This window comes from Kitasatospora sp. NPDC057940, from assembly GCF_042887425.1.
GTDB lineage: Bacteria > Actinomycetota > Actinomycetes > Streptomycetales > Streptomycetaceae > Kitasatospora.
Genome location: NZ_JBHVPH010000024.1, coordinates 115,019 through 132,755 on the forward strand (window position 1 = coordinate 115,019; position 17,737 = coordinate 132,755).

At 72.9% G+C, this 17,737-nt stretch carries 16 protein-coding genes; 7 read left to right on the forward strand and 9 right to left on the reverse strand.

Annotated features, from left to right (window positions below; genetic code table 11):
- Positions 1-70: 70 nt before the first annotated feature.
- Entirely contained in the window at positions 71-1,534 is a 1,464-nt protein-coding gene (locus ACFVTF_RS29395) for a cytochrome P450 (protein WP_387817410.1), read from the forward strand.
- A 10-nt stretch (positions 1,535-1,544) separates the two neighbouring features.
- Here ACFVTF_RS29395 and ACFVTF_RS29400 read toward each other — a convergent pair whose 3' ends face one another.
- Together ACFVTF_RS29400 and ACFVTF_RS29405 are read right to left on the reverse strand one after the other, a co-directional pair.
- On the reverse strand, positions 1,545-3,197 hold the full coding sequence (locus tag ACFVTF_RS29400) for a purple acid phosphatase family protein (RefSeq protein ID WP_387817411.1): 1,653 nt from the start codon (positions 3,195-3,197) through the stop codon (positions 1,545-1,547).
- Between the two features lie 249 nt (positions 3,198-3,446).
- Positions 3,447-4,085, reverse strand: coding sequence for a DUF4360 domain-containing protein (locus tag ACFVTF_RS29405; RefSeq protein ID WP_371515488.1), 639 nt, complete (start codon positions 4,083-4,085; stop codon positions 3,447-3,449).
- A 271-nt stretch (positions 4,086-4,356) separates the two neighbouring features.
- Here ACFVTF_RS29405 and ACFVTF_RS29410 point away from each other — a divergent pair, with 271 nt between their 5' ends.
- The gene (locus ACFVTF_RS29410; RefSeq protein WP_387817412.1) at positions 4,357-5,526 is read left to right on the forward strand and encodes a CapA family protein; all 1,170 of its coding nucleotides are present in this window, start codon (positions 4,357-4,359) and stop codon (positions 5,524-5,526) included.
- A gap of 13 nt (positions 5,527-5,539) precedes the next feature.
- Here ACFVTF_RS29410 and ACFVTF_RS29415 read toward each other — a convergent pair whose 3' ends face one another.
- From ACFVTF_RS29415 to ACFVTF_RS29435, 5 genes are all read right to left on the reverse strand, one after another.
- Positions 5,540-6,388 carry an SAM-dependent methyltransferase gene (locus tag ACFVTF_RS29415; protein ID WP_387817413.1) on the reverse strand — a complete coding sequence of 283 codons (849 nt, stop codon included), beginning with the start codon at positions 6,386-6,388 and terminating at the stop codon, positions 5,540-5,542.
- A 58-nt stretch (positions 6,389-6,446) separates the two neighbouring features.
- The gene (locus ACFVTF_RS29420; protein WP_387817414.1) at positions 6,447-7,805 is read right to left on the reverse strand and encodes an MFS transporter; all 1,359 of its coding nucleotides are present in this window, start codon (positions 7,803-7,805) and stop codon (positions 6,447-6,449) included.
- A 74-nt stretch (positions 7,806-7,879) separates the two neighbouring features.
- On the reverse strand, positions 7,880-8,230 hold the full coding sequence (locus ACFVTF_RS29425; protein ID WP_371515492.1) for a 5-carboxymethyl-2-hydroxymuconate Delta-isomerase: 351 nt from the start codon (positions 8,228-8,230) through the stop codon (positions 7,880-7,882).
- Positions 8,231-8,364: 134 nt separating this feature from the next.
- Positions 8,365-8,697: a ribonuclease domain-containing protein gene (locus ACFVTF_RS29430; protein WP_387817430.1), complete on the reverse strand. Its 333-nt coding sequence runs from the start codon at positions 8,695-8,697 to the stop codon at positions 8,365-8,367.
- A gap of 280 nt (positions 8,698-8,977) precedes the next feature.
- The gene (locus ACFVTF_RS29435) at positions 8,978-10,057 is read right to left on the reverse strand and encodes a phosphatidylinositol-specific phospholipase C domain-containing protein (protein WP_371515493.1); all 1,080 of its coding nucleotides are present in this window, start codon (positions 10,055-10,057) and stop codon (positions 8,978-8,980) included.
- A gap of 203 nt (positions 10,058-10,260) precedes the next feature.
- Between ACFVTF_RS29435 and ACFVTF_RS29440 the strand changes: the two genes are divergently transcribed.
- A complete protein-coding gene (locus ACFVTF_RS29440; RefSeq protein WP_387817415.1) occupies positions 10,261-10,914 on the forward strand; it encodes a dihydrofolate reductase family protein in 654 nt (217 codons plus the stop codon).
- Positions 10,915-11,023: 109 nt separating this feature from the next.
- Here ACFVTF_RS29440 and ACFVTF_RS29445 read toward each other — a convergent pair whose 3' ends face one another.
- Positions 11,024-11,908, reverse strand: coding sequence for a geranyl diphosphate 2-C-methyltransferase (locus tag ACFVTF_RS29445; protein ID WP_387817416.1), 885 nt, complete (start codon positions 11,906-11,908; stop codon positions 11,024-11,026).
- Positions 11,909-11,962: 54 nt separating this feature from the next.
- Positions 11,963-13,186, reverse strand: a complete 1,224-nt coding sequence (locus ACFVTF_RS29450) for a family 2 encapsulin nanocompartment cargo protein terpene cyclase (protein ID WP_387817417.1) — start codon at positions 13,184-13,186, stop codon at positions 11,963-11,965.
- Between the two features lie 304 nt (positions 13,187-13,490).
- Here ACFVTF_RS29450 and ACFVTF_RS29455 point away from each other — a divergent pair, with 304 nt between their 5' ends.
- From ACFVTF_RS29455 to ACFVTF_RS29470, 4 genes are all read left to right on the forward strand, one after another.
- A complete protein-coding gene (locus tag ACFVTF_RS29455) occupies positions 13,491-14,816 on the forward strand; it encodes a radical SAM protein (protein ID WP_387817418.1) in 1,326 nt (441 codons plus the stop codon).
- Positions 14,817-14,956: 140 nt separating this feature from the next.
- Positions 14,957-16,036, forward strand: a complete 1,080-nt coding sequence (locus ACFVTF_RS29460; RefSeq protein WP_387817419.1) for a helix-turn-helix transcriptional regulator — start codon at positions 14,957-14,959, stop codon at positions 16,034-16,036.
- A gap of 206 nt (positions 16,037-16,242) precedes the next feature.
- Positions 16,243-16,875, forward strand: a complete 633-nt coding sequence (locus ACFVTF_RS29465) for a hypothetical protein (protein ID WP_387817420.1) — start codon at positions 16,243-16,245, stop codon at positions 16,873-16,875.
- Between the two features lie 53 nt (positions 16,876-16,928).
- Positions 16,929-17,531: an RICIN domain-containing protein gene (locus ACFVTF_RS29470; protein WP_387817421.1), complete on the forward strand. Its 603-nt coding sequence runs from the start codon at positions 16,929-16,931 to the stop codon at positions 17,529-17,531.
- The last annotated feature ends 206 nt before the right edge of the window (positions 17,532-17,737 follow it).

Below are 17,737 nucleotides of genomic sequence, written 5' to 3' on the forward strand. Positions count from 1 at the left end.
GCCCGCCCGCGCGCACCGCCGGCCGAACCCCCCGTCCGCCCCGCCGACCCCACCCGACCCCGGAGAGCCCGTGAGCACCCCGTTCCCCGATGACGCCGCCCCCACCCCGCCGCCCGGCTGCCCGGCCCACGGGCGCGCCCTCGAACCGTTCGGCCCCGGCGGCGTCCGGCGCCTGTACGGGCCGGAGGCCGAGGCCGACCCGGCGGGCCTGTACGAGAAGCTGCGCGCCGAACACGGCGAGGTGGCCCCGGTCCTGCTGCACGGGGACCTCCCGGCCTGGCTGATCCTCGGCCACGGCGCGAACATCACCGCGATGCGCTCGCCGTCCCTGTTCTCCCGCGACTCCCGCCTCTGGTCGGCGTTCCGCGACGGCGACGTCCCGATGGACTCCCCGCTGATGCCGGTGATCGCCTGGCAGCCGCTGTGCGTGTTCGCGGACGGCGAGGAGCACCGGCGGCTGCGCGGCGCCGTGCTGGACGGCCTGAACCGCTTCGACCGGCGCGGCGTGCGCCGCCACGTCCGGCGGTTCACCACCGAGCTGGTCCAGGTGGTCGGGCAGACCGGCCGGGCCGAGCTGGTCACCCAGTTCGCCGAACACCTGCCGATGCTCGTCATGACCCAGCTGCTCGGCATGCCCGACGAGTACGGACCGCAGCTGGTGAACGCCGCCCGGGACCTCATGAAGGGCACCGAGACGGCCATCGCCAGCAACGAGTACGTGGTGGCGAGCCTGCGCCGGACGATGGCCGCCAAGCGCGAGGACCCGGGCGGCGACCTGGTCACCTGGCTGATGGAGCACCCGGCCGGGCTGACGGACGACGAGGTGATGGAGCACCTGCGGGTGGTGCTGCTCGCCGCGAACGAGACCACCGTCAACCTGATCGCGGACACCCTGAAGATGGTGCTCACCGACCCCCGGTTCCGCGCCCACCTGTCCGGCGGTCAGATGACCCTGGGCGAGGCGCTGGACCAGGTGCTGTGGGACTCCCCGCCGATGTCGCTGGTGGCCGGCCGCTGGGCGACCGTCGACACCGAGCTGGGCGGGCAGCAGATCAGGGCCGGTGACCTGCTGCTGCTCGGACTCGCGGCCGGCAACGTCGACCCGGTCGTCCGGCCCGACCTGGCCACCCCGCTGTACGGCAACCGCTCCCACCTCTCCTTCGGCGCCGGCCCGCACGAGTGCCCCGGCCAGGACATCGGGCGCTCCGTCGCCGAGGCCGGGATCGACATCCTGCTGACCCTCCTGCCGGACCTTCGGCTCGCCGTGCCGGAGGAGGAGCTGACCTGGACCTCCGCCTGGATCTCCCGGCACCTGGTGGAGCTGCCGGTGGAGTTCACCCCGCGCGAGATCGAGCCGCACCCCGACTCCAAGCCGGTCGACGCCCCGGACCCGGCGGCCGTCACCGCGCCCGAACCCGCACCCACGCCGACGGTGAAGGAGACGGTGAAGGAGGCGGAGGCACCGGCCGCCGTCCGGATCCCGGCGCAACGCCGCAGCTGGTGGCGGACGTTGACCGGCCTGTTCCGGCGCTGACGGCCCGTCCCTAACGACGGTCGGTGCGGGGCCGCTGCAGGGTGAAGGTGTCGACCGGGGTGAGGTCCCCGTGCGGACCGTCGAAGGTGTAGTACGTCACCCGCATCCTGGTCAGGCCGCCGCGCCGGTCGCCGGGGTCGACGTCGAAGGCCGCGAAGCCGTGGGTGTGCTGCCGGTCCTGGACGGCGGCCCACGGGGCGTCCTCGGTCAGCCACACGGACTGCCGGTACGGCGCCGGCGGGCGCGGCGCGTCCTCCAGGGCGACGACCACCCGGCCCTTGGGCTCCCCGAACAGGTCGTCCTGGGTGGTGGCGGCGTTGCCGCCGGCGCCGATGACCATGTGGACGGTGCCGCGGCTGGTGTCGACCGTGTGGAGGTCGGTGTCGGACGGCACCGGGGTGCGGGTGTCGTTGGGCAGGGTCCCGCGGACGGGGTGGGAGCGCTCGTAGTAGTGCTCGTGGCCGCTGACCACCAGGTCGACCCCGTAGGCGTCGAACAGCGGGCCCCAGGCCTCGCGGATGCCGAGGTCGCTGCCGGCGCCGTGCTGCGAGCTGGAGATCATCGGGTGGTGCATGCAGACCACGATCCAGTCGATCGCCCGGCTGCTCCGCGCCGACCGCAACTCGCGCTCCAGCCAGCGCTGCTGGGCCCCGCCGGAGTAGCCGCGCAGATAGTGGTCCCCGCTGTCCTGGATGGCCACGTCGTCGTTGGCCAGGCTGATGAAGCGCACCGCGCCGACCGTGAAGGCGTACCACATGCCCCGGGTCTCCGCGTCGTCGGCGGCCGCGGAGTCGGGCAGTTCGAAGTAGGTCTGGTAGCCGAGGGCGCCGATCGGGCCGTTGCCGGCCTCGTTCTCGCCGTTGCCCGCGCAGGGCATCCAGGGGCGCAGCCGGGCCGAGCGGCTGTTGTTGATGAACCAGTCGGCCCAGGTCAGGGTGCGGCTCTGGCCGTGCCGGCCGCTGTAGGAGGCGTAGCAGAGGTCGCCGTTGACCAGGTTGAACAGCGGGCCGACGCGTTCGACGGCGGCGACGATGTCGGCGGAGTGCGGGGTGCCGACCTGGCTGCTGGTGAACACCGGGTACTTGCCGAGCGGTGACGGCATGCCGTCGGGGAAGACCACCTGGCGGCGGAGGTTGGGGGTGGCCTGGTCCCCGAAGCTGGTGAAGGTGAAGGGCGCGCGGCCGCGCGGGGCGGTGGTGAAGGAGCCCGGCTCGGGGCTCGCGCCGTCGTGGCCGGCGGTGTAGAGGTAGGTGGCGGCGGGGCGCAGGCCGGTGAGGCGGGCGTGGTGGACGTACACCTCCTCCTTGCCGAGGGCGTCCTGGTAGGTGCGGGTCTGCGCTTCGACGACCCGGCCGAGGCCGCCGTCCGGTGAGCCGAGGCGGACCTGCGGGCGGCGCACGGACTGCGGGGTGATCCAGGAGACCGTCATGTCGGCGGACGGGTCGGTGCCGAACTGCAGGTGCAGCCCGCTCACGCTGGGCGCGCCGGTCCGGTGCGGGGTGGACTGCAGCAGCGGGCTCGCGGCGGGCCCCGCCTCCCGGCCTGCCTCCGGGCCGGGCTCCGGGTCCGCCGCTGCGGCCGGCTGGGCGGCCGCGGCGCCCGCGACCAGCGCGGCGCCGGCCGCTGATGTGCCCTTGAGGATGGACCTGCGTGCGATCGTCATGGAGCTCCGCCTGCCGAGTGGGGGTGTCGACCCGGAGCACTGTACAGACATGTGCATGCAGAGACGATCGATATGACGGACGGTCACCACCGGTACGACGGAGGGCATGTGTCGGCCCCGGCGGGGGTCGGGGGCTCCGCCGGGGCCGGGCGCAGGGAGTCGGACACAGGGAGTCGGGCGCAGGGAGTCGGGCGCAGCGAGTCGGGCGCAGGGCCCGGGGGTCAAGCGCCGGGGATCAAGCGCCGGGGATCAGGGGCACTGCTTCCAGGCGAGGTGGTAGACGGTGTTGATGCTGCCGTCCGTCGAGTCCATGGTCATGAAGCTGGTGGTGCTGTTCGGGTCCGAGCTGCCGGCGCCGACCCGCAGTTCGGTGTTGATGTTGAAGTTGCGCTCCTCGCCACAGGGGGCGAAGACCAGGGCGGCGACGTCTACGGTGTCGGTCGCCTGCCAGTTGTCGTCCTTGGGGCCGTTGAAGTGGTGGCTCAGCTGGCCGGTCGCCGGGTCGCCCTGGAAGTAGTAGCTGGCCTGCTGGGTGCCGGTCGCCCCCTTCTCCAGGTGGGCGAAGCCGCGGTAGTCGGCGGAGGCGATCGCGTAGGTGAAGCCCTGCGGGACGTGCACCCGCAGGTTGAGCTGACAGTTCTTCCGGAAGTCGGTCGGCTTCGAGCCGACCCCCACCTGGGCGAGGTAGCTGCTGTAGGTCACGGTGAAGGCGGTGTTGTCCGGGGAGACGGCCACGGCGGCCGTCCCCGCCGGGCAGCCGGAGCCGTTGACGGTCGCGACATCGATGACGATCCGATCCGGCGGCGTCGGGAGCGCGCCGGTGCCGAGGGTCGGCGAGGCGAACAGGGTGGCGGCGATTCCGGTCGTGGCCAGTACACGGAGCAGCATGGGCTTCCCCTTCGATCGTCCACGGAGCCGGGGCCGGCGCGGTGGCGCTTCGAGCGCGGTGGCGTTCCGAGCGCCATGACGCTTCGAGCGCCTTGACACTTCGAGCGCGGCCCCGAAGTTGACATGGATATGTCACCACACTCGGAGTGTCCGCGTACAGGGGGTGACGCGCCTCCCGGGTGACCTGCGGGCGTGGGTCCGGCGGTCCGTCGACGGGGCCTCGCATAGTCGGATGGCCAGTCACACCTTCCGATCGTGAGACGAGCCGACGATGCTGCTGCCCCACCGCCGGACCGCCACCGCGGCCCTCGCCCTGTTCCTCGCCCTCCCGGGCTGCGGCGCCCCGGACACCGCCCCGCCGCCCCCCGCCACGACGGCGCCCACCGCGACCGGGCCGCGACCGTTCACCCTGGTCGCCACCGGGGACGTCCTGCCGCACACCGAGATCATCCAGCAGGCCGAGGAGGACTCCGGCGGGAGCGGCTACGACTTCACCGCCATGCTCGCCGGCGTCAAACCCCTGGTCAGCGGCGCCGACCTGGCCATCTGCCACATGGAGACGGTCTACGGCGCCGACGGCGGACCGTACACCGGCTACCCGACCTTCAAGTCCCCGCCGCAGGTCGCCCGGGCCCTCAAGGACGCGGGCTACACCTCCTGCGACACCGCCTCCAACCACACCCTCGACGACGGCCCCGCCGGAATCCGGCGCACCCTCGACGCCATGGACGCCGTCGGCCTCGCCCACACCGGCTCCGCCCGGACGGCCGACGAGGCAGGCCGGCCCGCCCTGCTCCGGGCCGGCGGCGCCACCGTCGCCCACCTCGCCTACACCTACGGGACCAATGACATCCCGCTGCCCGAGGGCCGGCCCTGGGCGGTCAACCTGCTCGACCGGGACCGGATCCTCGCCGACGCGCGCGCCGCCCGGGCGGACGGCGCGGACCTCGTGGTGGTCAGCGTCCACTGGGGCACCGAGTGGCAGGACGCGCCGGACGAGCAACAGCTCACCCTCGCCCGCGAGCTGGCCGTCGAACCGGCTCCCGGACAGCCCGACATCGACCTGGTCCTCGGCACCCACGCCCACATCCCGCAGGCCTACGAGAAGATCGGCGACACCTGGACGGTCTACGGCCTCGGCGACCAGCTCGCCGGGCACATGTTCACCTACGACGGCGCCGAGGACCCGCGCGGCAACTGGAGCTCCCTCGCCCGTTTCACCGTCAGCCCGCCCGCCGCTCCGGGGCTGCGCTGGACGGTGAGCCGCGCCGAGTTCGTCCCGCAGATCACCGACCTCGGGCCGCCCTACCGGGTGCTCGACCTGCGCGAGGCCGTCCGCCGCAACCCCGGCCGCGCCGACTACGCCCGCGCCCTGGAGCACATCCGCTCGGCGGTGCTCAGCCGGGGCGCGGGCGCGGCGGGGCTCACCATGGCGCCGTAGAGCGGAGAAGACGTTACGGCTTGCGGCCCAGCCCCGCGTAGGCCGCCACCTCGTCGTCGCCGAGCACCGGGCCCTCGTCCAGCTCCGGGTGCCAGCGGTTGATCAGCACCACGCCCGGCTCGTCCAGTTCCAGCCCGGTGAAGAAGCGCTCGACGCCCGCGCGGGGGCGCAGGTGGTTCTCGATGCCGGCCTCCGAGTAGCGGCGGGAGCCGATCGCGACCAGGTCGGGAATCGAGTCGGCGGTGCCGGCGGTCAGCGCGAGGAAGCTGCCGGAGGGCAGGGCGTCGACCAGCTTGCGGACCGGCGGGTGCGCGGCCTCGTCGGAGAGGAAGTGCACGATGTTGATCAGCGTCAGCGCGATCGGCCGGTCGAGGTCCAGGGTGGCGGCCACCGCGGGATCGGCGAGGAACCTCCCCGGCTCGCGCAGGTCGCCCTCGACGTAGGCGGTGCGGCCCTCGGGGGTGCTGGTGAGCAGCGCGCGCGAGTGGGCGAGCACGATCGGGTCGTTGTCGACGTACACCACCCGGCAGGACGGGTCGACGGCCTGGACGACCTCGTGCAGGTTGGGCGTGGTGGGGATGCCGGTGCCGACGTCCAGGAACTGGCGGACGCCGTGCACCTCGACCAGTCGGCGGACCATCCGGTGCATCACCGCGCGGGCCGCGAGGGTGGCGGTGCGCGAGCCGGGCCACTCCCCGAGGATGCGGTCGCCGACCTCGCGGTCCACCGGGAAGTTGGTCTTGCCGCCGAGCAGGTAGTCGTAGACCCGGGCCGGGTGCGCGCGGTCGGTGCGCAGGTCCACCTGCGGCGCCTCCTCGAACCGGACCCCGGTCAGCCAGCCGTCCGGACCGCTGTTCTCCATGTCTTGCCCTTCCGCACGTTCGTTCCCGTCCCACTCAACCACAGGACATGATCGAACGTCAGCCACTTTGGGACGGTACCCGACCGCTGCGCGCCCTGACGGCCGGAGCGCCCACGGCGGCGGCGAAGGACGGCACCCGCATCGCGGTGACGAGGCCGAGCGCCGGGCCCAGCGTGCAGAGGGTGACGTAGCCGGGGATCAGGCCGAGGCGGTGGTGGTCGTGCAGCCACTCGGCGAGCAGCGGGAAGGAGCCGCCGAACACGGCGATGGTGGCCGCGTTGACCACGCCCAGACCGAGGGCGCGGACCTCCGTCGGGAACAGCAGGCCGGTGAAGACGTTGAGCGTCCCGAGCACCGTCGCCACCAGCATCCCCAGCAGCACGGCGACGAGCTGGAACGGCAGCCAGCCCTGCCGCAGCCCGATCAGCAGCACCGGGACCAGCAGCACCGGCAGCGCGAACCCGGCCCGGGCCACCGGCAGCAGGCCGAAGCGGTCGGCGGCGGCGCCGCTGAGCAGCATGGTGACCAGCACCACCGCGAGCACCACGGTCATGAAGGAGGTCGCCTGCTCCCGGTCGACCACCCCGTAGGCGGCGGCGTACTGCGGCAGGTAGACCAGGGCGAAGTAGTAACCGACCGTCCCGCCCAGGGTGTTGAGGAAGACGGTGAGCACCGCCCAGCGGTGCTCGCGCAGCACCCGCAGGAACGGCGGGCGGGCGCCCGTCGACTCCGCCCGGGCGCGGCGGAACTCCGCGCTCTCCGGGGCCGCCCGGCGCACCCAGACGGCGGCCAGCCCGAGCAGCGCCGCGACCACGAAGGCCCAGCGCCAACCGCCGTTGGTCACACCGGACTTGCCGAGGGTGTGCAGCAGCAGCGCGAGCACCCCGTAGGAGAGCAGCGAGCCGACGATGATCCCGCCGTAGGAGACCGAGCTGAACGCGAAGCGGTGCCGGGGCGGGGCCGTCTCGGTCACGTACGCGGCGACGCTGGGCGCCTCCCCGCCGAAGGCCAGCCCCTGCACCACCCGCGCGGCGACGGCCAGGACCGCCGCCCAGGCGCCGATCGTCCGCTGGTCCGGCAGCACGGCGATGCCGAGGCTGGCGGCGGCGATCACGGACATGCCGAGGGTCAGGGCGAAGCGCCGCCCCCGGGTGTCGCTGAGCCGCCCGATCAGGTAGGAGCCGACCGGCCGGGCGACGAACCCGACCGCGAAGGTCGCGTACGCCCCGAGCAGGCCGCTGACCCCGCCCTTGCCGTGCCCGAAGAGGTCCGCCGCGAAGTACGGGGCGAGGACGGCGTAGATGTTCCAGTCGAAGGACTCGACCACCGAGCCCACCGTGGCGGCGGCCAACTCCCGTCGCCGCCGGCCTGCTTGCGGCTCCTCGCGCGGCGGGGTGGTTCCGGTCCGATCTGTCATGGCCTCAGCATGGCACCGATCGGGGTGGCGCGGTATCGGACGCGGCGAGGTCCACCACCCCTAGCGGCCCGGTGCTACCGGCCGGGGTGGTGGACGAAGCGGTAGGTCTCGCGGTCCAGTTCGGTGACCTCCACGCCGATCGCGGCGGGCACGGCGAGGCGGGCCTCCAGCGCGGCGAGCACCCGGGCCGTCAGCTCGGCGCGCTGCGCGGTGCTGCGGCCGGCCAGGATCTTGACCTCCACCAACACGACCGCGCGCCCGCCCGTTCCGTCGCCGACCAGGTGGCGCCCGGCCGGGCGGAACAGCGTCTTGCAGTCCGCCACGGTGGTGTCGATCACCTCGGCGATCAGCCGGTGGACCTCCTCGGCGAAGCCCACCTCGTCGAGGTCGAGGCCGGCGGAGTGGTCGACCAGGATCTGCGGCACGGAGACCTCCAGGGGACGGAGCCCTCGCGGGGCTCCTCGGACAGTGCCGCGACGCTACCGTGTGCGGCCTCGCGGCGCTCCCGGGCCCCCTGTTGCGCCGGGGGCGCCGGGAGCCCGGGAGCGTGAAGAGCCGGTCAGCAGCCGAAGTTGATCAGACGGAAGGTCACATAGTGGTCGCCGGTGTAGTAGTCCTCGCGGGTGCGCTGGCCGGTGACGATCCGGCGGGTGCCACGGGTCGGCGAGCCGGGCGTCACCACGGTGTACTCGTGGTAGTAGCCGGAGGACTGGCTCGGCAGCACGTGCTCCTTGTTCTGGAACACCACGCCGTCCTGGCTGTACGGGAACGGCCCGCCGGAGGCGATCAGGTTGAGCGTGGTGCGTGCCTGCGACGGCAGGGCGGACAGGCACACCGAGCCGCTCACCGCGGCGTGCGCCTCGGTGGCGACCGCGACGGGCGCGAGGGTCATCAGGGCGACGGTGGTGACGGCGGCGGCGCGAGACTTCCACGCGCGTAGAGTTCGGGTCATGACAACCAGCATGGCGACCGGCCCGGCCCGCCGAAAGCCCTGATCCAACTCTTCATCTCTGGTCAACTCGACGTACCCGCAACGGACTTGACCTGGACAGCAGTCGGCCGGGCCCGCCCCGCGCGAAGCCGAGCCGAGCCGAGCCGAGCCGAGCCGAGGCCGGACACGACTGCGCCACCGGGGCGTTCACCGCCCCGGTGGCGCGTCCGGCGTCCCGGCGTCAGCCCCGGGGCAGGGCCAGGGACTGGACGGCCGGCAGCTTGCGCCAGTCGCTGGAGACGATGCTGGCGTGCGCCCGGGCCAGCTGCTCGGTGCGGGCGCGGGCCTGGTCCGCCGTCGGGTCGGTGGCACTGATGGCGGGCGCCACGTTGTGCGCGTCCGTCATGACCAGCAGGTAGTGCGAGCGGTCGTACCACGCGGTGTCGACGCCGTTGAGGTACGTGGCGGCGTCGCCGTCGAAGACCACGAACCAGGGCCGGATCCCGGCGTCCGCGCCCGTGTACGCGGCCCGCGGGTCGCCGGTCTTGGCGCCGTGCACGGCGGGGAACAGCTGGGCGTCGCCGATCCGGCCGGCGGCGGCGAGGTCGCGCAGGTGGCGGCCGTACTCGACGTCGGTGTGCAGGGTGTCGAAGGGGTTGCTCTCCTCGACCGTCCCCGGGATCGCGTACAGCAGGACCTTTCCGGCCAGCGCCGCGCGGCTCGGCCAGTTGCCGGCCCGCACCGCCTCGTCGACGCCGGCGTACGAGCCGCCGCCCGGCTTGGCGAGCAGGTCGGCGGGGCGCAGCACGGCCGAACCCAGGTGGGCGGCGATCAGCGCGTCCAGTTCCTTCGGCCCCATGCCGAGGTTGGCGGAGAAGCCCGCCTTCAGCTCCAGCTTGACCACCAGCGGGCCGGCGCCGGGGTGGGCGCCGAGCCAGACCCGGACGTCGTCGAGGCAGTTCTCCAGGTTCTTGTTGGCGCCGCCGCTGTAGAGCTGCGCCGGGGTGCTGGCGGCGGTGCAGTTGTTGGAGTTGCCGAGCGGGTTGGAGTGGCTGACCTTCCACTCCTTGGTGACGACGTCCGTCCAGATGTCCAGCTCGATCATCCCGGTGCCGGTGTCGAGCCCCTGGGCGAGGTACGGGTAGGCGGCCGGGTCGTAGGTGTTGTGCAGGCCGACGGTGGTGGCCGAGCCGAACGGCAGGTCCGCCGGGCCGCTCGCGGCCGCGTCCTGCGCCGCGTCGGCGGTCGTCGGAACCAGGGCCGCGGCGGCGGCGAGCAGGCCGGCCGCCAGGATGGCGGCGGCGGTGCGGCGTACGGTCACAGGTACTGTCCCCCCAGGTGCGGATGTGCCTCCGGCCGCCCCTCCCGGACGGTCGGACGAAGCATCGCCCACCAGGGCGAGCTTCGGGTGAAGAAGACACGACAATAGCGTGACGGCTGTACCGCTCCCGCCCGGGTTAGCGTGGGCCGTCCAGCAGGCGCGGCCCGGTCCGCGCCGGAGCACCGAGCACCGGAGGAACTCCCGTGTCCCTGGTCCGCGTCCACAACTTCTCGATCTCGCTCGACGGCTACGGAACGGGCGAGGGGCAGAGCCTCGACTCGCCGTTCGGCCACGCCGGCGACCGGCTGCACGGCTGGTTCTTCCAGACCCGGACCTTCCGGCAGATGCACGGCCGGGCGGGCGACACCGGCGTCGACACCGGCGTCGACGACGCGATGGCCCGCACCTGGAGCGACGGCATCGGCGCGGAGATCATGGGGCGCAACAAGTTCGGCCCGCAGCGCGGCCCGTGGCAGGACCACGAGTGGAAGGGCTGGTGGGGGCCGGAGCCGGTGTTCCGCACCCCGGTCTTCGTCCTCACCCACCACCCGCGCCCCGCGCTGGAGATGGCGGGCGGGACGACCTTCCACTTCCTCGACGCCACGCCCGAGGAGGCACTGCGCCAGGCCAAGGCGGCGGCCGGCGGGAAGGACGTCCGGATCGGCGGCGGCCCGAGCACCGTCCGGGCCTTCCTGGCGGCGGACCTGATCGACCACCTGCACGTGGTGGTGGTGCCGATCGTCCTCGGCCGCGGCGAGCGGCTCTGGGACGGGCTCGAAGGCCTGGAACAGCGCTTCCGCACCGAGGCGGTGACCAGCCCGAGCGGCGTCACCCACCTCACCTTCACCCGGCGGTAGCCGAAAGGACGGTGGCCTCCCCGCACCCGCGGGGAGGCCACCGTCGCACTCGGACCGTCAGACCTGTCAGGCCTGGTCAGAACCCGGCCGGACCCCGGCCGGACCCCGGTCAGACCCGGTCGGCCGCGATCAGGACGTACTGGAAGGAGCCGTCCTTGTAGGAGTTGATGAACGCCTCCTCGATGCCGGTGACCAGCGAGGAGGTGGCGCGCAGCTCCCAGTAGGGCAGGGTGGCGGGGGTCAGGTCGATGACGGCCTGCGGCACCAGCCGGTTGTCGGCCATGGCCCGCAGGTACTCCCGGCGGGAGTGGATGTTGCACTCGAAGTGCGCGTTGATCTGCGAGACCCACTTGGACGGCTGCCCGTAGGCGGGGTTCCAGCAGCCGGTGACGGTCACGTACCGCCCGCCGACGGCGAGGATCCGGGAGTGCTCGGCGAACAGGTCGTGCAGGTCGACGTACATGCTGGACTCGTTGTTCCACGAGCCCGCCACCTGGCCGGTCTCGAACGGCATGTCGAGCATGTTGCAGACCTGCGAGCGGACGAAGTCGCCGATGCCCAGCTCGCGGGCCCGGTTGTTGCCGAACTCGGCCTGCTTGGCGGAGAGCGTGACGCCCTGGACCCGGCAGCCGAAGCGCTGGTGGGCCATCACCATCGAGCCGCCGCGGCCGCAGCCCGCGTCCACCAGGGTGGCGTCGGCCGGAACCGCGCCCAGGTGGTCGAGGAGCAGCTCGGCCTGCGCGGACTCCAGGCGGTGCAGCTCGGTGATCACCTTCTTCTCGCGCTCGCTGTCGGCCGGGTCGCCGATGGCGGCGTGGTCGACGTCGCCGATGCCGTAGTGGTGGTGGTAGAGGCCGTCCACGTCGCCGAGGCGAAGGTTGACCGGCCGTGCCTCGTGGTCCCAGTAGCGTGCGATGTCGCCCTGGTAGGGAGTCGCCGGCCCGGGGATGGCGGCGTTGTCGGCGGGGGTGGTGATGTCGTCGGTCAGGGACATGCGTCAGCTCCTAGCGGGTGATCAACGGAAGGGGATGGCTGCCGGAAACGGTGGTCACCAGAAGTCGGGCAGGGTGTAACGGAAGGAGTTGGTCCGGTGCCAGAAGTGGTTGCCGTCGACCCACGCGGACACACCGCGCAGGAACCGTACGAGGGTCGGGACGGGGCAGGCCGCGGCCAGCGCGGCCGCCTCGGCCTCGAAGGCGTGCATCAGGTCGTTGTGGACCTCGACCGCCTTGAGGTAGCCGTCCCGGTGCGAGCAGTCCTCGCGTTCGGCGATCACCACGGGCAGGTTCAGGTGCAGTCCGGGGATGGACAGCTCCTTGGTGTACGAGTACAGGTCGTTGACGATGGTGGTCGCGTTGCCGGCCAGGGCGATCACGCGCTGCATGGCGGGTAGCGCGTGCAGTTCGGCCGGCAGCTCGTAGCCGCCGACGCTGTCCGTGATCGTCGGGCAGGGGCGGAAGTTGTTGAACTGCCGCATCGCCAGGTACTCCCAGACCTGCGGGACGTGCTCGGTCTCGGCCCACGACGCCTCGGCGAGGTACCCGAGGTGCAGCCGGGCCATGTCGTGCCGGAACCGGTCCGCCTGGGAGGGCGTGGAGGCCCGGGTGAAGTACTCCATCGCGGAGCGGTACGCCCGGCGGGGCGCGTCCTCGTACAGCGAGGCCTCCCACTCCGGGTGGTACTCCGGGGTGGTGTGCAGCGGGTCGAGCGCGGTGTGCGCCAGCAGCAGGCGCCCGCCGAGGCCGACCGGTGAGCCGCCGTGCTCCTCGCAGTAGCAGTCGTCGACCGCGTTCTCGGCGACCATCAGGCGGGCGGCGAGCATCAGGTGGTCGACGCTGGGCGCGTCCGGGTGGCAGGCCACCATGTAGCGGCCGGTCGAGAAGCCGTCGAACTGCTTCTCCCAGTCCGGCGGGTACAGCTCGACCTCGTCCAGCGCCCAGGCCTTGATCTTGAGGCTCAGCTCCTCCACCCGCACCGGGTCGGGCTCGGCCACCGGGTGGTGGTAGAGGCCCGGGATGGCGTCGCCGGGCTTCGGCTTGGCACCACCCGGCGCGGGGCTGTCGGACGCGGGGACGCCGGGCACGGGGGTGTCGGGTGCGGGGGTGTCGGGTGCGGGTGCGGGTGCGCTCGGGGCGGGGGGACTCGGTGCCAGGTTCAGGCCCGCGGTGCCCAGGCCGCTCGGCCCGCGCAGGATCCGCTCGATCGCCGAGGAGCTCATGACCCCACCGCCGCCGCGGCAGTGCGCTCGAAGGGTGTCCCCGCTCTGGTGCACAGGGGCATGGAGCCTCCTCTGACTCTGATGAAGGATCGCAGGACGTGACGGTTCGTCACCTGAGCCGACGGCGTGGGCGCTCTTCGAACGCGCCCCCGTCTCGCTCGGTTCACAACCGTAGGCGCGGGGACCGGTTCGGAAACGTTCCGGACGATCTTCTACACCCGATCAGGTGAACGTAGGCCCGTATGGCGTTTGAAACGCCGCCTCCTCATGCATCGGTCCGCCGCGCCCGCCGGCGTAAGGGGGAGAAGAATGGCCACGACCCCGTGACGGAACGGGGCCAGGAAGGACGTACCAGCACATGGAGACCCAGGGCCGCAGCCGCACCGCACTGGTCGAGGACCTCATGGAGCGCTTCCCCGACGTGCCCCGGGAGGCCGTGATCAAGGAGGACCTGCTGCGCGGCGGCATGGCCTTCGACGAGTCCGCCCTCAGCGGCAGCACCGGCGCCGACGGGAGCGGCGAGGTCAAGCCGAAGTCGTACTTCATCTTCTCCTTCGACCACCGCACCCTGCCGGAGCTCGGCGCGGCCGCGCTCAACCGCCCGCCGGAGGAGGTCGTGCTCACCGGCGGCCCGTACGGGCTGCGCCGCACCGTGGTGTCGGTGCGCGTCAACCCGGACTCGCCGTACCGGGTCGGCGCCGGGGAGGACGGCACGCTCGGCCTGTACCTCGACGGCGCGCGGATCGCCGACGTGGGCCTGCCCCCGATGCCGGACTACTACCGGCACACCCTGGTCAACGGGAAGTCGGTGATGGAGGTCGCCCCGACCATCCAGTGGGGCTACCTGATCTACCTGACGGTCTTCCGGGTCTGCCAGTACTTCGGCGCCAAGGAGGAGTGCCAGTACTGCGACATCAACCACAACTGGCGCCAGCACAAGGCCGCGGGCCGCCCCTACACCGGGGTCAAGCCGGTCGAGGAGGTGCTGGAGGCGCTGGAGCTCATCGACCGCCACGACACCGCCCGCGCCTCCCAGGCGTACACCCTCACCGGCGGCGCCATCACCTCGCAGGTCGGCGGCCGGGACGAGGCCGACTTCTACGGCCAGTACGCCAAGGCCATCGAGGAGCGCTTCCCCGGGCGCTGGATCGGCAAGGTCGTCGCGCAGGCCCTGCCGCGCGAGGACGTCCAGCGCTTCCACGACTACGGCGTGCGGATCTACCACCCCAACTTCGAGGTCTGGGACAAGCGCCTGTTCGAGCTGTACTGCCCCGGCAAGGAGCGCTACGTCGGCCGCGACGAGTGGCACCGGCGCATCCTCGACTCCACCGAGGTGTTCGGCCCGGAGAACGTGATCCCCAACTTCGTCGCCGGGGTCGAGATGGCGCAGCCCTTCGGCTTCACCACCGTCGACGAGGCCATCGCCTCCACCCGGGAGGGCCTGCGCTTCTTCATGTCCCGCGGCGTGGTGCCCCGCTTCACCACCTGGTGCCCCGAACCCACCACCCCGCTCGGCAAGGCCAACCCCCAGGGCGCCCCGCTGGAGTACCACATCCGCCTGCTCCAGGCCTACCGCGCCACCCTGGAGGAGTTCGGCCTCTCCTCCCCGCCCGGCTACGGCCCGGCCGGGCCCGGCAAGGCCGTCTTCTCGGTCAGCTCCTTCATGGACTCGCTGCCCGGCTGAGCCCCCGGCGCGCGCCGCCCCCGGCCGACATGACAGGACGTCAGGATGACGCCGGGGGCCGTCGGCCCACCGCGAGGAGGAGGCGGACCCCGCCGATCGGCGCGTAGGTGGGGGTACGAACAGCGTGTTAGCTTCCCGCCATGGGATCACGTGGGGCTCGTGGGGTGGCGGCGCGGTCGGCGATCGAGGGAATGCGGGAGCTCGCCGGGGAGGGATTGACGGCGCCGGAGGTGTTCCGGCGGGCGGACGAACTGCTGCGCCCGGTCCTGGAGTTCGACGCGGTGTGCTGGCACACGGCCGATCCGGCGACCGGTCTGGTGAACTCGGTGCAGAGCGAGGACCTCAGCCTGACGGCGTACGAGAACGCCGTCAGGCTGGAGGTCTGGGAGGACGACCTCGCGACCTTCCCGAAGATCCGGCACAGCGGGGCGCAGGCGGAGACGCTGAGCCGGGCGACCAAGGGGCGCCCGCAGGAGAGCGTGCGGTTCCGGGAGCAGATAGCGCCGGCCGGGTTCGGGGACGAGCTGCGGGCGGTGTTCGACGCGACGGGCGGGATGTGGGGGTGCGCGGCGTTCATGCGGGCCCCGGACCGCGGCCCCTACCTGGGACGCCAGCGCGAGCTCGCCGGCGCCGCCGCCCGCCACCTGGGCACCGCGCTGCGGGCGTGCCACATTCCGGTCGGCGCGCCGGACCAGGAGGACGCGGGACCGGCGGTCCTGCTGCTCGACCGGCGCAACCGGCTGCGGGCGGTGTCCGGCCCGGCCGAGGACCTGCTCGACCGGCTGGCCGACCCCACCCCCACCTCGCTCGGTGTCCCGACCTCCGTGGCGATGGCCGCCGAGCACGCCCGCCGGGCGGCGCACGGGCTGGCCGCGCCGCAGACGCCGGTACGGGTCCGCACCCGGGACGACCGCTGGTACCTGCTGCACGGGTCGGCGCTGCGCGGCGACGCGGCGGCGGACGAGGTGACGGTGGTGGCGACGCTCGCCTCGCCGGCCGAGGTGATGCCGCTCTACCTGGCCGCGTACGGACTGACCGCCCGCGAGCAGGAGGTGGCGCTGCTGCTGGTGCGCGGCAGCGACACCCGGGACGTGGCCCGGCTGCTCGCGATGACGCCGTACACGGTGCAGGACCACCTGAAGTCGGTGTTCACCAAGACCGGGGTGGGCAGCCGGCAGGAGCTGATCGCGCGGATCATGCTCGGCGGGGGGCGCTGCTGACCCGGGGCCCCGCGCGCGCCTGGCGCGCGCCCCGCCCAGAGCCCCCGCCCCGCACCCCTGACGCGCGCCCCGCCGCACGCCCCCAGGAATCTGGGATGGCCGGAGCCCCACCGCGAACGTGAAGATTTCCCCACGGGGGATTCACGTCATGCACATGACATGACGTGGATCGCAGTGCCTTCATCGTCCACCGGAGGAGCACCCGCATGAGCTCGCGCACCAGGCGCACCGCCTTCACCTCAGGAGTCGCCGCACTGGTCGCGGTGACCGGGCTCGGCCTCGGCGCCGCGCCCGCACACGCCGACACCGCACCACCGACCGCCACCTGCGACCCCGCCCGCGACTACCTGTGGGAGGACATCGCCTCCGCCCGGGTCGAACCGACCGTCACCGACTTCATCGCGGTCGCGATCACCCCCGGCACCACCGGCAGTTACACCAAGACCCTCAGCGAGGTCGACTCGGTGAGCACCACGATCAACACCAGCACCGAGGTGAGCGCCGAATTCAAGGCGATCTTCGCCAAGGTGAGCGTCAAGGTCGGATTCGCCGTGGCCAGCACCAAGGCGACCACCCGCACCACCACCGTCACCGACACCGTGAACTTCAACAGCCCCGGCTACTACGGCCTCTACCGCGGCACCCGGAAGGTCACCGGCGAGTGGGTCCGCTACATCTGCGCCCGCAGCGGGAACACGGGCTACTGGATCAACACCAGCCCGAACGGCCCCGGCACCTTCATCACCTTCGACGTCCCGGAGCAGGGCACCGTCTCCTGCGCCTACCCGGAGCCGGCCGGCACCCTGCGCGCGGCCGCCCGGGCGCGACTCGCCTGCTGATGCCGGCCGTCCCGGACAAGGCCCAACCCCTCTGCTGCGAAAGCGAGTCCACGATGCCCCACCCGCACCGTCCGCGCTCCCGCGCCCGCCGCCCGCTGAACGCCCTCGGCACGGTCGCCGCCGCCGGCGCCCTGCTGTTCACCGCCTCCCCCGCCGCCCTGGCCGCCCCCGCCTCGGCCACCGCCCTCGCCGGGGACCCGGCGGGCGAGTACCCCTGCAGCGCCGGCCTCTACCGGATCAACACCGCCGGCGCCGGACTGCCGCTGACCGTGTCCCTCGACCCCGCGAACCACGGCGCGGTCATCCAGTACGCCTGGGACAAGTACTCGAACGCCAACCAGAGGTGGCGGGTCTGCCGCAAGCACACCTCCGACGGCCGCGACCTGGTCTACTTCCGCGACGGCTGGCGCGACTGGTGCATGGTGGTCGACCGCTGGGGCAAGGAGAGCGGCACCTGGATCATCACCGTCGGCTGCGGCGACGACGTCCCCGAGAACCAGGCGTTCCGGATGGCGAAGGTTGCGGGCACCGACCGCTTCGCGCTCCAGAACCTCAACTCCGACAAATGGGTCGCCTCCCAGGGCCACAGCGACGTCTCGGGCGTCCAGATGATCCAGGACAGCGGGCCGGACCTGTTCTACTTGCAGGCCGTCTGACCGTCTGACCGCACGGCGCACCGCGAGGAACGCCCGTCGTGGGCCGGGGCGCCGGCCCCCCCCCGGCCCCCCCGGGGGCGGGGGGGTGACCCCGGGTTTGATGTCGGGGTGGTTCCGGGCCGCCCCCCCCGCGGGTGTCCCTACCCGTCCTTGGCGGCCCCGGGGGGCCGCGCCCGCCCGCACCCCTCGACGGGACGTTAGATCAG

Bases quoted from the DNA above. Each gene is read 5' to 3' on its own strand.
- ACFVTF_RS29400 (WP_387817411.1), bottom strand. From the start codon at position 3,197: ATGACGATCGCACGCAGGTCCATCCTCAAGGGCACATCAGCGGCCGGC.
- ACFVTF_RS29405 (WP_371515488.1), bottom strand. From the start codon at position 4,085: ATGCTGCTCCGTGTACTGGCCACGACCGGAATCGCCGCCACCCTGTTC.
- ACFVTF_RS29410 (WP_387817412.1), top strand. From the start codon at position 4,357: ATGCTGCTGCCCCACCGCCGGACCGCCACCGCGGCCCTCGCCCTGTTC.
- ACFVTF_RS29415 (WP_387817413.1), bottom strand. From the start codon at position 6,388: ATGGAGAACAGCGGTCCGGACGGCTGGCTGACCGGGGTCCGGTTCGAG.
- ACFVTF_RS29420 (WP_387817414.1), bottom strand. From the start codon at position 7,805: ATGACAGATCGGACCGGAACCACCCCGCCGCGCGAGGAGCCGCAAGCA.
- ACFVTF_RS29430 (WP_387817430.1), bottom strand. From the start codon at position 8,697: ATGACCCTCGCGCCCGTCGCGGTCGCCACCGAGGCGCACGCCGCGGTG.
- ACFVTF_RS29445 (WP_387817416.1), bottom strand. From the start codon at position 11,908: ATGTCCCTGACCGACGACATCACCACCCCCGCCGACAACGCCGCCATC.
- ACFVTF_RS29455 (WP_387817418.1), top strand. From the start codon at position 13,491: ATGGAGACCCAGGGCCGCAGCCGCACCGCACTGGTCGAGGACCTCATG.
- ACFVTF_RS29460 (WP_387817419.1), top strand. From the start codon at position 14,957: ATGGGATCACGTGGGGCTCGTGGGGTGGCGGCGCGGTCGGCGATCGAG.
- ACFVTF_RS29465 (WP_387817420.1), top strand. From the start codon at position 16,243: ATGAGCTCGCGCACCAGGCGCACCGCCTTCACCTCAGGAGTCGCCGCA.
- ACFVTF_RS29470 (WP_387817421.1), top strand. From the start codon at position 16,929: ATGCCCCACCCGCACCGTCCGCGCTCCCGCGCCCGCCGCCCGCTGAAC.